At 39.3% G+C, this 13,657-nt stretch carries 13 protein-coding genes; 11 read left to right on the forward strand and 2 right to left on the reverse strand.

The features are described from left to right. Positions 1-218: 218 nt before the first annotated feature. Positions 219-617 (forward strand): HesB/YadR/YfhF family protein, encoded by a 399-nt coding sequence (locus MR181_RS03680; protein WP_102169466.1) that lies wholly within the window; start codon positions 219-221, stop codon positions 615-617. A gap of 74 nt (positions 618-691) precedes the next feature. On the opposite strand, the gene MR181_RS03685 is transcribed toward MR181_RS03680, so the two are convergent. Then, positions 692-3,319 carry a YfhO family protein gene (locus MR181_RS03685; protein ID WP_242334988.1) on the reverse strand — a complete coding sequence of 876 codons (2,628 nt, stop codon included), beginning with the start codon at positions 3,317-3,319 and terminating at the stop codon, positions 692-694. A 186-nt stretch (positions 3,320-3,505) separates the two neighbouring features. Between MR181_RS03685 and MR181_RS03690 the strand changes: the two genes are divergently transcribed. The 7 genes from MR181_RS03690 (at position 3,506) to MR181_RS03720 (ending at position 8,876) form a co-directional block, all read left to right on the forward strand. Then, complete coding sequence (locus MR181_RS03690; protein WP_242334991.1) at positions 3,506-5,587, forward strand: peptidoglycan D,D-transpeptidase FtsI family protein; 2,082 nt, start codon at positions 3,506-3,508, stop codon at positions 5,585-5,587. 136 nt (positions 5,588-5,723) lie between these two features. Continuing rightward, positions 5,724-5,873, forward strand: a complete 150-nt coding sequence (rpmG, locus tag MR181_RS03695) for a 50S ribosomal protein L33 (RefSeq protein WP_003717302.1) — start codon at positions 5,724-5,726, stop codon at positions 5,871-5,873. A 118-nt stretch (positions 5,874-5,991) separates the two neighbouring features. Then, the gene (locus MR181_RS03700) at positions 5,992-6,549 is read left to right on the forward strand and encodes a 5-formyltetrahydrofolate cyclo-ligase (RefSeq protein ID WP_242334994.1); all 558 of its coding nucleotides are present in this window, start codon (positions 5,992-5,994) and stop codon (positions 6,547-6,549) included. After that, the gene (locus tag MR181_RS03705) at positions 6,549-7,211 is read left to right on the forward strand and encodes a rhomboid family intramembrane serine protease (protein ID WP_102169470.1); all 663 of its coding nucleotides are present in this window, start codon (positions 6,549-6,551) and stop codon (positions 7,209-7,211) included. Before MR181_RS03700 ends, MR181_RS03705 begins: the two co-directional genes overlap by 1 nt. A gap of 6 nt (positions 7,212-7,217) precedes the next feature. Next, entirely contained in the window at positions 7,218-7,454 is a 237-nt protein-coding gene (locus MR181_RS03710; RefSeq protein WP_003717305.1) for a YqgQ family protein, read from the forward strand. Positions 7,455-7,481: 27 nt separating this feature from the next. Continuing rightward, positions 7,482-8,444 (forward strand): ROK family glucokinase, encoded by a 963-nt coding sequence (locus tag MR181_RS03715; protein WP_242334997.1) that lies wholly within the window; start codon positions 7,482-7,484, stop codon positions 8,442-8,444. 18 nt (positions 8,445-8,462) lie between these two features. Beyond that, entirely contained in the window at positions 8,463-8,876 is a 414-nt protein-coding gene (locus tag MR181_RS03720; RefSeq protein ID WP_242335000.1) for a rhodanese-like domain-containing protein, read from the forward strand. 168 nt (positions 8,877-9,044) lie between these two features. On the opposite strand, the gene MR181_RS03725 is transcribed toward MR181_RS03720, so the two are convergent. Beyond that, positions 9,045-9,221 carry a DUF3042 family protein gene (locus MR181_RS03725; protein WP_102169472.1) on the reverse strand — a complete coding sequence of 59 codons (177 nt, stop codon included), beginning with the start codon at positions 9,219-9,221 and terminating at the stop codon, positions 9,045-9,047. A 101-nt stretch (positions 9,222-9,322) separates the two neighbouring features. Between MR181_RS03725 and miaA the strand changes: the two genes are divergently transcribed. The 3 genes from miaA to gltX all read left to right on the forward strand — a co-directional run bounded on the left by miaA (position 9,323) and on the right by gltX (position 13,503). After that, complete coding sequence (gene miaA / locus MR181_RS03730; protein ID WP_242335003.1) at positions 9,323-10,246, forward strand: tRNA (adenosine(37)-N6)-dimethylallyltransferase MiaA; 924 nt, start codon at positions 9,323-9,325, stop codon at positions 10,244-10,246. 238 nt (positions 10,247-10,484) lie between these two features. Beyond that, a complete protein-coding gene (glnA, locus tag MR181_RS03735; RefSeq protein ID WP_102169474.1) occupies positions 10,485-11,828 on the forward strand; it encodes a type I glutamate--ammonia ligase in 1,344 nt (447 codons plus the stop codon). Positions 11,829-12,000: 172 nt separating this feature from the next. After that, positions 12,001-13,503 carry a glutamate--tRNA ligase gene (gltX, locus tag MR181_RS03740; RefSeq protein WP_242335006.1) on the forward strand — a complete coding sequence of 501 codons (1,503 nt, stop codon included), beginning with the start codon at positions 12,001-12,003 and terminating at the stop codon, positions 13,501-13,503. Positions 13,504-13,657: the final 154 nt, after the last annotated feature.

Here is a 13,657-nt window from a genome sequence, read left to right on the forward strand (position 1 = left end):
ACGAGGACAGCAGTTGTCCTTTTTGTGTACAAAAAAACTGGCATTGATTTTTTATCAATACCAGAAAGTGTATACCCCAAATTCCGCAAGGGGAGTTTGGACCTTTTATGATCAGTTGTCTAATCTATTAAGTTTTAGCTTTATTAACCGAAAATGATATCTTTCTTCCTAATGAAAGTGCTATCATAAGGTATGGTAATCGAAGGGATGTGAAGTTAATGAAAATGATTATAACCGATGCTGCAGATAATTGGTTTAGAACTAACTTAAGCTTGGAAAATGGCGGTGGAGTAAAGTTCTACGGGAAAACTTATGGTTCAACTGAAGTTCACCATGGCTTTTCACAGGGCTTTACACGTGAGGATGTTCCTGTTTCACCAATTCTTGAAGTAAAGAAGGGCAACGTTAACTATCATATTGATAACCTTGATGAATGGTTTTTCAAGGGATTAATAATGACGGTTGATTATGATGAAAAATCCGATGGTCCAATTTTCCATTTCAAGCATGAAGATGGTGACTCAACACCTGATGTTGCTGGATTAGATAAAGACTCTGATGATCATGCAGATAGTAAGGCCGATGCTTCGACCGGTGCTTCTGCACAATGGAAATAGATAATCAAAAGAAAAAAGCGGGGACGTATATAGGGGCTAATGTAGCCCTCTAGTTTACGTTCCTGCTTTTCCCTTTAGTGGCGACGCACGCTAAATTTAATTAAGAAGAATGCTGCTAATGAGCTTAGCACGCTAATAATCATTCCGGTGATTAAGTATGGTGGCCGGTAATGAAGAGTTACCTGATGGGTTCCTGGTTTAATCTTCAGTGCTAAGAATGTATTAATAACTTTTTGACATTTTACCGGATGACCATCAATTTTAGCATGCCAACCACGATCGTAGGGAATCGTTGTCATCAAAACTCCCTGATCCTGTTTAATATTTACTTTTCCGTTAAGAGTTGTTGCACTAGTATGATTGAGCTTTAATGGGGACCGTTGCAAAACTTTGAGATCGTGATTAAATGCTTGCTGGTTAAGCCGGTACAAGCTCACATTTTGCATCCATAATTCCGCGTGTTTCAGATGGAAGGTAATTATGATCTTTTGCCCTTTTTGATGATGGGCAACATTCATAACGACCGTATCCCTGTAAGTTTGATATTGACTAAAATGCCGATTATTAACCGTAATTGATGCATCATCCTTAACATTTGGTCCAACAGTTAAATAGTATGAATCATTGCTATTAGGGATGAATTCTAATTTGACGGTTGCGCCGGCAGACTTTTGTTCTTTTTCAAAAACGGTTCCGGTAATTTGTTTTGCACTTTGAACATTTTGGAAATCGACCTGATTAAAGTTTTGTATTTCAAACAATGGTTGTGGAGAGTTAGCTAAGTCTTGATAGATTTCAGACTGGTAAGCTACGGGATCATAAGTATCATGGCTTAAGTTGAGAATTCGTGAATTAGCACCAAACGCAATCGGTAATGCAGCTTTGTTTTTTCTTATTCCAATATTATTAGTTACCGCTACAGGTTCCTGAGTATTCCAATCAGGACGATAACCTGATAAGGGAAGAAATGGCGTTGAACGATTTGGATCAATAACCGCCATTGTATAGCGGAAACCTAATAACGAATCCGTTACTTGAGTACCATTATCATATGACACAAAACCATCGCCAGCCGGTTGTCCAATTGCTCCCATGAATGTGGGGAGACTAGGAACTATTGTTGAGCCAAAGTGATCACCACCGTTAAAGCCGCTCTGCATAGGATCGTCTTTAGTTCGCATGAATGTTTTAGCAATCCGGTAGAAGTTCTGATCACTATTCTTAATCTTTGTAGTGGCGTTATTAAGTGCTGTGGTATACTCACCAAACTCGGTTTGACTGACATATGAAATTTGGTTGAGGGCAGTATAGGCGCTAGTTGAAACATCACAAATTGTGATCAGTACCAGTAAAAGATTATTTAAGCTTGGGGAAGCTGCATGAGGGATCGCCAAAAAGATAATACTGATAACTGCGATCCCTAGTCCGATTAATTTCTGACTGTTATTAATGTAGGAAACGGTTAGGGTTTCAACATATGCAAAAATTGCTAAAGTGACTATCAGTAAGGCTGCGAGTTGCCATTTTCCAGGCTGAAAACCTTTTTGAAGACAGGTAGCAGCAAGAAGAATTGTCCAAAAACAGAAGATAAATGAAAACCGTGAAGGGTACCATACCGGGAATTGGCCGATATGCCAAAAAAGGTCAAATGGTTCATAACAGAATGAAAGGATGAAAAAGATCGTAATGGGGAGAGCGAGGATTCGCTGACGAAGGTTGATATTACGGTTTAAAAAGTATAATCCGAAGCCAAACATCATTAGCATTCCCACATAAATATTTGCTTGGCCACTAGGCATTTGGTTAAAATTAAACGATCCGGGAACAAGCTTAGCAAGCAGTTTTAGCGGATTATATTCGAAGCGACTTTGAATATGGTTGTTAGTATAGGTTCCCTTACTTTGAAGGAGGGTATAGATGGTTGGTAATAAGACGATACAGCTGATACCCGTAGCAATTAATGAAGAAACTATGTAGCGACTAAAAGCCCGCATTCGCTCTTGCCAATTATTAATTATTGGAAGCTGCCAGATGAAGAAAAGAATTGTAAATATGCAGATCATCCATGCCATGTAGTAGTTATCGATCATCATCACGGCAAGCCAACAAATATAGCAAGAAAATTTACGAGCAAAAATAACTTGATGAAGTCCCCAGATAACTAACGGTAAAATAATCATTGCATCAAGCCAGAGTAAGTTTAGCTGATTAGCAACAATCCAACCATTAAGGGCATAGGCGGTACTAAATGCAAGAATACGAATTCCGGTTTGTAGCTTAGTTTTTGTTAATAACCAGGCAAATGAAAGGCCAGAAAGCCCGTATTTTAATAGGGTTAACGCCAAAACACCACTGGAAAGATGGGCAGCGGGGAAGAAGATAAGAATTAGGTTTAATGGGCTCCAAAGATAATAAGCATTTGTCCCCCACATCTCTCCGCCAAGGCCCTTACTAAATGAATAGATAAATTCACTTGGATGATGCAGCAGGGTTCGCCGGAAGTAAGAGAAGAAATCAATGTATTGCTGTCCAAGGTCAACGGTTAGCAAACTATTTTGCCCAAATGGCGCCATTGAGCGATAGGCAAAATAGCCTCCCATTATAATCACGGGAAGAAGAAAACTGATTAATAAAATATGTTGTTTTTTAAGTTGAGAACGAAATTGCACAAAATGTCCTCCTAAATAAAATATCTTTGTCATTATATACCGAATTAATCCCCGATGAATATGAAGGTTCTGTTAAGTTTCTTTGATTTACCGATTTACATATTCATTTTTACAACAATAAAGTGTATGATTTCATTTTGGTAAGTCAGCTTTAACTGTCAAATGAAGTAAAATTTGCTACAATAGAATTCATCACGGTAAAAGGAGAAGTTTAATACTGTGAAGTTTTTTGATCGAATTACGAACTATTTTAGTTCAAATAAAGGTAAACATAAAAACGCTCAATCCATAATTCCCTCACGGTTGAACTTATTGCTTTGGATTGTCGGAATCTTGCTACTAATGCTTGCTGGTCGTTTATTTTACTTGCAAGTCCTTAACGGGTCATCCTATAAGGCGGAGGTTAAACGATCAGATACTACGATTCAAACAAATAATGTCCAGCGGGGGATGATTTACGATAGTCGCGGTAAGGTAATCGTTGGTAATCAGACTCACCAAGCAATTACTTATACTAAGAGCTCTGACGTAACCACTGATCAGCTTTATAAGATTGCTAATCGCTTAGGAAAGTACATTACCGTAAGTAACAGTGATACGCGGTTAACGGACCGGAATGAAGAAGATTACTACCTAGCAAATAAGGATAACCTCAAGCGAATTACTAAAAAGCTAAACCTCTCTAAGGATGCTAGTGATGATGATCAATATAATGCTGCATTAAAGTATTTAAAGAGTCATCCGGGTGAATGGCGATTGTCAAATCACGAGAAGAGTAATGCCCGGATATATGCTGCGATGACCGGAGCATATTCGCTATCAACAACTTACATCAAAAAGTCTGGAGTTACTAGTAAAGAGCTTGCAGAAGTTGGTGAACACTTAAACCAGATGCCTGGTGTAAAAATCGGAACGGCTTGGACAAGAAACTATCCCCAAGGGAAAGATTTCCAATCACTAACCGGGACTGTTTCAACAACCGGACTACCAAGCGACCAGGTTAATAGTTTGCTTTCGCAAGGATATTCCAGAAGTGATAGTGTGGGTCAAAGTTACTTGGAAAAGATGTTTCAGGGAACTCTGGCTGGTTCAAAATCACAGACACAGGTGACTACTAGTGGAAATAAGGTAACTGATGAGGTAGTTAAGTATCCTGGTAAGAAGGGGGATAACCTTGTCTTAACGATTAATTCTAAGTTCCAAAAACGTGTTCAAGAAATTTTGAAACAGAATTACTCTTCGGCAGGGATTCAATACTCGTCAGGTGTTTACGCAGTAGTAATGAATCCGCATACTGGGGCAATTTATGCTATGGCTGGAATTGACCGGGATATTAAGACTGGTAAACAAACCGTTGATGAGATTGGAGCAATTAACCACCCGATTACAATGGGATCTGCTGTTAAGGGTGCGACTATTATGGGTGGTTTAATGAGTGGTGTTATTACACCAACCAATAATACCTTGACCGATCAACCAATTAAGGTTGCGGGGACCTCAACGAAAAGTTCGTGGTTCAATAAAACCGGTTCTGCTAACATGGCTTTAAGTGCTCCAATGGCACTAGAAGTTTCATCAAACTCCTACATGATGCAATTAATCATGAAGGAGGGCGGAATGAATTATAAACCAGGTGCCCAGTTAACACTGAAACCAAGTATTTTTGCTAAGGAACGCCAATACTTTAACATGTTTGGTTTGGGGCAAAAGACAGGAATTGATCTGCCGGGAGAAACAGCTGGTTATAATGGACCGTCGACTCAGGCACATATTGGTTCAGCACTTGACTTATCATACGGGAACTATGATGGTTATACTGTTATTCAGCTGGCTCAATATATGTCAACGATCGCTAATGGTGGAAACCGGATGCGGCCGTATGTGGTTAAGGAAATTCGTGGTAGCAAGTCTAATGGTAAGCTGGGAAGAGTTGAATCCACAACCCAACCACAGGTTCAATTTACAATTCCCGCTTCAAAAGAAGATTTTGATCTAGTACGTCAGGGACTGTATCAGGTTACTCACGGGACGAGTTCTTACGTAACTGCTAAGTCCTTGGGAAGTGCTAAACCATCTATTTCAGGGAAGACGGGGACTGCTGAAACTGTCACTAATGGCCATCAGACCTCAACGATTAGTTTTGCCGGTTACTCGCCATCAAAGAACCCTCAAGTTGTTGTTGCCCTTGCAATTCCGGGGGTAACTAATGAAAATGGTGGTGCTAACTTGAACATGGCTAAGCAAATATTCAGTGCTTACTGGAAGATGGTTCAGGATTCTAAGAGTACCAGCAATGATTAGTCGTTAGGTTATCTGTCAAGTATTTTTCCTTAACAATTATCACAAAAGACTGGTCAAACTAGTTAATTAATGATATAGTTGTACGAGTTAGGGTTAATAACCACGTTAAATAATAAAAAAATAGGAGGTCATGACAATGCGTGTCAACATTATCCTTGAATGCACATCATGCCACGAACGGACTTACTTAACTAGTAAGAACCGTCGTCACAATCCCGACCGTCTTGAATTAAACAAGTACTGCCCTCGGGAACGTAAGGTTACTTTACACCGTGAAACTAAGTAATAAAAAAGCACCTTTTTAGGTGCCTTTTTTATTACTTAGTGAAAAAACGCTTGCATAAATAGTCATGAGCTGTGATAATTATAGATTGAAAACGTTTAAAAGGAGAGATTGTAGGATAATGACGTATTCAAAGAAGGAGTTGCGTCAGGCGTATATCGCACGACTGCAACAACTTGATCTTAATACGCGTTTACATGAAGAAAAAAGATTAACTTCAATGCTATTTGACCAACCCGAGTGGATGAATGCTAAGGTTATCGCAACAACGTTAAGTCAGTCCTTAGAATTGGATACTTCTCCAATCATACTTCATGCTCGTCATGAGAACCGTCAAATTATTGTCCCACGAACCTTGCCAGATCGTCAAATGGAGTTTGTGGCGTTGGATGAAGATACCGAATTTGTGGAAACAACTTTTGGTATTTTAGAACCAAAAAATGGTCGAGTGTACCAACCCGATGAAATTGATCTAATGATTGTTCCAGGGGTTGCATTTACTCTGTCTGGTCGTCGGATTGGTTTTGGCGGGGGATACTATGATCGTTACTTAGATAAGTATGATGGTGATACGATCTCACTATCTTTTACTACCCAATTAGCAAACGAAAATGAGTGGCAAAGTGACCAATACGACAGACATGTCAATAAAGTGCTTTCTTTACCGGAGACTGATTAATGAGGGATCAAATTTGGCGAAGAGCACCAGTAACCGTTGTCCTCTTGATTATTCAGATAGTTGCATTTATTATAATGACACTATTAGGTGGTTCAACGAATTCTAGTGTTCTAATAGAGTGCGGTGCGCGAGTTACGTCCCTGATCCATGAGGGTCAATGGTGGCGGTTGATAACACCGGTATTTCTCCATATCGGCATTGCTCACTTAATTATTAATAGTATTACCCTTTATTTCTTGGGAATGTATATTGAGGAACTGTTCAGTCATTGGCGAATGCTGGTGATTTATTTGGTGAGTGCTTTTACCGGGAACTTGGCAAGTGCTTATTTCTTGCCTAATACAATTTCAGCCGGTGCGAGTACGGCACTTTTCGGCTTGTTTGGAGCATTCTTAATGTTAGGAGAATCATTTCACGATAACGAATTAATTCAGGACTTAAGCCGACAATTCTTGGTTTTAGTCGGAATTAACATCGTGATGGACTTCTTCCTTCCTGGAGTGGATCTTGCCGGACATATTGGTGGCCTTCTCGGTGGATTTTTAATATCATATGTTGTTGGTGCGCCGTTTGTCGGGCACGTTCGCCTTTATAAACGGATGATTGGCAGTGTTGTATTATTCTTTGGCATTATTACTATGATAATTGCAATTGGCAGGTGATTTAAGGTGACACGACCGCGAGAATATCGAACTCTATATGATGTTCAACAGTTGCTAAAAGAATTTAATGTTTATGTCTATGTTGGTAAACGGTTATATGATATTGAGTTAATTGCGATCGAGCTGGATCACTTATATCAAGCTGGGGTTGTTGATAACGCGACCTACATGAAAGCAAAAATCGTTCTTCGGAAGGAACATCGTGAAGAAGAACTGCGTGAAAAAAACGGAACAGCAATTTAAGTTGTTAATAAGAAAGGAAATGAAAAAATGGCTAAAAAATTAATTGGTGTTGATCTTGGTGGAACTACTATTAAGTTTGCGATCTTAACTGAAAATGGTGAAATTCAACAAAAGTGGTCTTTACGGACTAATATTTTAGATGAAGGTTCACACATTGTTCCTGATATTATTGATTCAATTAACCACCACCTTGACTTGTACAAGATGGATCGTGATCAATTTGTTGGTATTGGAATGGGAACTCCAGGTACAATTGACCGTGATAAGGGAACTGTTGTTGGTGCTTATAACCTTAACTGGAAGACTACTCAAAAAGTTAAGGAACAAATTGAAGAAGGAACTGGCATGAAGTTCTCTCTTGACAATGATGCTAACGTGGCTGCCCTCGGTGAACGCTGGAAGGGTGCTGGTAATGAAGGTGATGACGTTGCCTTCATGACACTTGGTACTGGTGTTGGGGGTGGATTAATCTCCAATGGTAAGCTAGTTCACGGTATGGTCGGTGCTGGTGGTGAAGTTGGTCACATGATCGTAAAGCCTAATGGGTACCTTTGTACTTGTGGTAATCGTGGCTGCCTTGAACAATATGCTTCCGCTACTGGGATTGTTCACATTGCTCAGGACAAGGCTGAAGAATATGAAGGTGACAGCCGCCTAAAGGCAATGATTGATAATGGTGACGAAATTACTGCTAAGATTGTCTTTGATTTAGCTAAGCAAAACGACTACTTAGCAAACACTGTTGTTGATGAAGTTGCATTTTACCTAGGATTAGCTGCTGCTAACTTAAGTAATGCGCTTAACCCTGAATACCTTGTTATTGGTGGTGGTGTTTCAGCTGCTGGTGACTTCCTTTTGAAGCGGGTTAACGAAAACTTCAAGAAGTTTGCTTTCCCAACTGTCCGGACATCAACACAATTGAAGTTAGCTGAACTTGGTAATGATGCTGGGGTTATCGGGGCTGCTTCTTTGGCTCGGCAATTCATGTAAAAAGTGAGGAGCGTTAACGTGGTTCTTGGAGTTAGTAATGGTTTATTAACCTTTAATATTGTTATTATTGTCCTTTTGCTTGCCTGGGGACTTACTTGGCTTTTCCAATACTACCGTCGGAAGAAGTATGCAACGGTCTTGGATCAAAATGCCTTTCATCAGGGGATGCGTAAAGCGCAAGTAATCGATCTTCGGCAGCCTAATGACTTTAAGAAGGGACATATCTTAGGGGCACGGAATTTACCATACATTTACTTGAAACAACAATATGGTGAATTACGTACTGATCTTCCTGTATATATGTATGACCAAGGAATTGCAATTAGCACTCAAGCTGCTGCCTTTCTTGCTAAACATGGTTATCATCAACTGTACATCCTTAAGGGTGGTTATAATGGTTGGAAAGGAAAGACTAAGAAGTCTAAGTATTAAGAGGGCATTATATAGGTCTTGTTACCTAATTGAAAAATGAATAGTGCAGTACAAAAATAGGGTTTCAGTGCTCGGCAAAGCCGAACTCTGGAACCCTATTTGTGCTTACGGGAGTTCAAACTAGCAACCTAGTTTCGTCCTCCTCCCTTTTCTTTATAAGAGAATTGATTAAGCCTGGTGAGCTGAACGACTCTTTCGAGTGGCAGCTTTCCGGTTCTCATCAAATTTTTCTTCTTGATCTTCAATTGGTTTAACAACTGTCTTGTGGAAGGTGAATGCTCCGCTAGCAATTGCGGCGAGAGTACCGAAAGTTCCGATTAAGACACCCTTAGCAAAGTTTTTCATAATATATAACCTCCTCTTGCTACTATGTTACTTCTATTATGCAAGACTTAATGCCTTTTTACCAGTCAGAAGGATCAAAATTTATATTAAGGAGATAAAAAATGTCTAAAGTTGTGGCAATTGTTGGCCCTACAGCGGTAGGTAAAACTGCTTTATCAATCGAAATTGCAACTGCCTTTAATGGTGAGGTAATATCCGGTGATTCAATGCAAGTATATAAACACCTGGATATTGGAACAGCTAAGGTAACAGCTGAAGAAATGGCAGGAATCCCTCACCACTTAATTGATATTTGTGACGTTGATCAACAATATTCAGTTGCTAAATTTAAACGGGAAGCTAATTCTTGGATTGAAAAGATCAGTAACGCTAAACGGTTACCGTTAATCGTTGGTGGAACTGGATTTTATTTGCAGTCATTAACAAATAACCTTGCATTAGGTGGTCATCAAGATAATGCTCGTTCGGAAAAGATTCGCCAACATTGGCAAAAAATTTTAGAAGCAAATGGTGCTCATTACCTCTGGAAACAACTAGAAAAGAAGGACCATCAAGCAGCAATGACAATCCCTGAAAATAATTCACGGAGGGTGATTCGCGCATTGGAAGTAATTGAAACTAGTGGTCAACTATTCTCCCAACAACATCAGGCGCAATCAATGGATGACTTTCTACTGATTGGACTTACTACAGCGCGGCCAGTATTATATGACCGCATCAATCATCGAGTTGATTTGATGATAAAAGCTGGATTAATTGATGAAGCTAAATGGTTATATGATCAAGGCGGAATTGAATTACCAGCCGGAAAGGGAATTGGCTACCATGAGTTATTTCCCTACTTTGCTGGTAAATGTTCGCTTGATGATGCTGTAAATAAAATTAAACAAGATTCACGCCATTATGCAAAACGACAGCTAACTTGGTTTAGAAATAAAATGGATGTCCACTGGTTTGACCTCGTGGGCGGCCAAAATAATACTAACGAAATTAAACAATTTATTTCCTCCTGGTTAAAAAATTAAAGTTTTTGTGTTGATTTAGTTATAATCGGGTTAAAACGTTTTCAGTAAATTGACTTAATGATTTTCAATTGGTATCCTTAAGCAGTACTAAGGAAACAGGGTTACTTAATGAATACAAGTTATTTAATTTGGATTGGTCTAGTCTAAATTTTAAATTGAAACTGGCCAGTAAAATTATTATTTACTTTCTTTTATTAAGGAACCTGATTAAGGTGTCTTTAAGAAGGGGAATGAATTTATGGCTAGACATTTATATACCAAAGATGAAGTACGTCAAATGGTTAAAGATGAAGATATTCGCTTTTTGCGGGTGATGTTCACCGATTTGTTAGGAACAATTAAGAGTGTTGACTTACCGGTTAGCCAACTTGATAAGTTAATGGATAATAAGATCATGTTTGATGGTTCTTCAATCGATGGTTTCGTGCGGATTGAGGAAAGTGACATGTACCTTTACCCTGATATGTCAACTTGGTTAGTCTTCCCTTGGGGAGCTGATCACGGAAAGGTTGCTCGGGTGATTTGCAGTGTTCACATGACAGATGGTACCCCATTCTCAGGTGATCCACGGAACAATCTCAAACGGGTTATAAAAGAAATGCAAAAGATGGGCTTTAATTCATTCAATATCGGCCCTGAACCAGAATTCTTCCTTTTTAAGACGGATGATAACGGTAACCCAACCACTAAGGTTAATGATTCCGAAAATTACTTTGATATGGAACCAGCTGACATTGGTGAAGATTGTCGGCGCGATATTGTCCTTGCATTAGAAAAGATGGGCTTTGATGTTGAAGCAGCTCACCACGAAGTTGCTCCTGGTCAGCATGAAGTTGATTTTAAGTACTCTAATGCACTTGAAGCGGCAGATAATATTCAAACATTTAAGCTGGTTGTTAAGACAATCGCCAAGAAGTATGGATTACACGCAACGTTTATGCCGAAGCCATTGTCTGGAATTAATGGTTCAGGAATGCACCTTAATATGTCACTCTTTACTCAAGATGGCAAGAATGCTTTCTATGATGAAAATGATAAGAACCAATTATCAGAAACTGCTTACCATTTCTTAGGTGGTTTGATGAAGCACGCACGGAGTTATACTGCGATTGTTAACCCAATTGTTAACTCTTATAAGCGGTTAGTTCCAGGTTATGAAGCACCGGTTTATGTTGCTTGGTCAACCTCTAATCGTTCACCGCTAGTTCGGATTCCAAATGATCGGGGAATGGGAACTCGTCTTGAATTGCGGTCAGCTGATCCTGCAGCCAACCCATACTTAGCAATTGCTGCGGTTCTTGAAGCGGGACTTGATGGTCTACGGAATAACTTGCCACCAGTTCACAACGTTGATGAAAATATCTATGATATGACTGTTAAGGAACGGAAGAACAAGGGGATTGTTAACTTACCTGACACTTTACACAGTGCATTAAAGGACTTAGCTGATGATGAAGTGATTAAGAGCTCGATGGGTGAACACTTATACCAAAGCTTTGAAGAGGCTAAGACCCGTGAATATGATGCTTACCGTGCTCATGTTTCTGATTGGGAACGGCAACGGTACATGGAACAATATTAACAATTTTAACGCCATAATAAAATAGCAAATAATGAGGGACTGAGTACTAGTACTTGCGGTCCCTCATTATCTGTGCTTGAATGAAATTGACAAATAGCAACATTCCGATACAATTAAACATGTTGCAGTCACGAAGTTGTTCGTGAAACAGATATAAAGGAGAATCGCAAACATGGATGACAAGAAGGTCAGAGTTCGCTACGCACCTAGTCCAACAGGTTTCTTACATATTGGTAATGCGCAGTCAGCCCTTTTTAATTATTTATTTGCTCGTCACTTTAATGGAACAATGGTATTACGGATTGAAGATACTGATACCAAGCGAAATGTTAAGGACGGGGAAGAAAGTCAACGGGAGAACTTGCATTGGTTAGGAATTGATTGGGATGAGGGTCCTAACAAGCCTAATCCAAAGTATGCTCCATACCGTCAAAGTGAACGGAATAAGCAAGGAATTTACCACAAGTATATTCAAGAATTGCTTGACAAAGGGTTAGCCTACAAGGATTACTCAACTGAAGAAGAACTAGCCGAAATGCGGGAACGTCAACGGGCTAATAACGAAGCACCACATTACGATGGTCGTTGGTATGGTAAGAGCGAAGAAGAGCAAAAGGCTGCTGAAGCTAAGGGGTTAAAGCCAACTATTCGTTTCCACTTCCCAAAGAACCATGACTATGAATGGGATGATATTGCTCGGGGTCATGTTTCCTTTAACTCTGATAATCTTGGTGGTGACTTCATCATTGAAAAGAGTGATGGGATGCCTACTTACAATTTTGCGGTTGTTGTTGATGACCATACGATGGACATTACTCACGTATTACGTGGTGCTGATCATATTTCAAATACACCAAAGCAAATTGCAATTTATGAAGCACTAGGTTGGGATCACCCAACTTTCTGCCACATTCCATTGATCTTTAACCCAAAGACCCGGAAGAAGTTAAGTAAGCGTGATAAGGATACTTTGCAATTCATTAGTGAATACAAAAAGCATGGTTATCTTCACGAAGCAATCTTTAACTTCATTGCATTCTTAGGTTGGTCACCAGTTGGCGAACGGGAAATTTACTCTAAGGATGAATTAATTAAGGTTTACGATCCAAACCGGATGTCAAAAGCTCCAGCTTACTTCGATCAAAAGAAGCTTGATTGGATGAATGCTCAATACATTAAGAACATGTCCGTTGATGAATTGACCGATCGGACCATGGAATTGGTAAAAGAAGGCGAAACTGAAGAAGCTAAGCGCCTTCAATCAATTCCAGAAGATCAGTTAAAGAACTTGATTATGAAGACAATCCATGTTCACCAACGTGATGTTAATAAGTTACTTGAAGTGATTGAATATGTTTGGTCCTATTACAACGTTCTTGATGAAAACTTCAATTACGATCTAATTAAGGACAATGAAGACTTCGCTAATGATGATGTTTTAGCTGTCTTAACCGGCTTAAAAGAAAAACTTGAAAACGGTGCGGATGACTACAGTCAAGCTATTAAGGAAGTTGGTAAAGCTACTGGCATTAAGGGACGTGGCTTATACTTCCCACTTAATTTAGCATTTACTGGGTCAACTTCTGCTCCACAAATTTACGAGATTATGGATATCTATTCTCGTGATACAGATATTGAATTGCTTGACCGGATGATCAAGTCACTTCAAGCTTAATTTTAAGATATGAATTATGGAAGAAGTTATGAGTAAGCCTAAGATAGGCTGTACCATAGCTTCTTCTATTTTATTTTTAAAATTTAGCCAAGAAGCTTGACCATTACTGAACAAAAGACGTAATCTAGTAATTAACGATAAAACAAAAAACGAG

This window comes from Limosilactobacillus urinaemulieris, assembly GCF_932750685.1.
Taxonomy (GTDB): domain Bacteria; phylum Bacillota; class Bacilli; order Lactobacillales; family Lactobacillaceae; genus Limosilactobacillus; species Limosilactobacillus urinaemulieris.

Coding starts and splice junctions, on each gene's coding strand:
- MR181_RS03680 (WP_102169466.1), top strand. CDS start 219: ATGAAAATGATTATAACCGATGCTGCAGATAATTGGTTTAGAACTAAC.
- MR181_RS03685 (WP_242334988.1), bottom strand. CDS start 3,319: ATGACAAAGATATTTTATTTAGGAGGACATTTTGTGCAATTTCGTTCT.
- rpmG (WP_003717302.1), top strand. CDS start 5,724: ATGCGTGTCAACATTATCCTTGAATGCACATCATGCCACGAACGGACT.
- MR181_RS03700 (WP_242334994.1), top strand. CDS start 5,992: ATGACGTATTCAAAGAAGGAGTTGCGTCAGGCGTATATCGCACGACTG.
- MR181_RS03705 (WP_102169470.1), top strand. CDS start 6,549: ATGAGGGATCAAATTTGGCGAAGAGCACCAGTAACCGTTGTCCTCTTG.
- MR181_RS03715 (WP_242334997.1), top strand. CDS start 7,482: ATGGCTAAAAAATTAATTGGTGTTGATCTTGGTGGAACTACTATTAAG.
- MR181_RS03725 (WP_102169472.1), bottom strand. CDS start 9,221: ATGAAAAACTTTGCTAAGGGTGTCTTAATCGGAACTTTCGGTACTCTC.
- miaA (WP_242335003.1), top strand. CDS start 9,323: ATGTCTAAAGTTGTGGCAATTGTTGGCCCTACAGCGGTAGGTAAAACT.
- glnA (WP_102169474.1), top strand. CDS start 10,485: ATGGCTAGACATTTATATACCAAAGATGAAGTACGTCAAATGGTTAAA.
- gltX (WP_242335006.1), top strand. CDS start 12,001: ATGGATGACAAGAAGGTCAGAGTTCGCTACGCACCTAGTCCAACAGGT.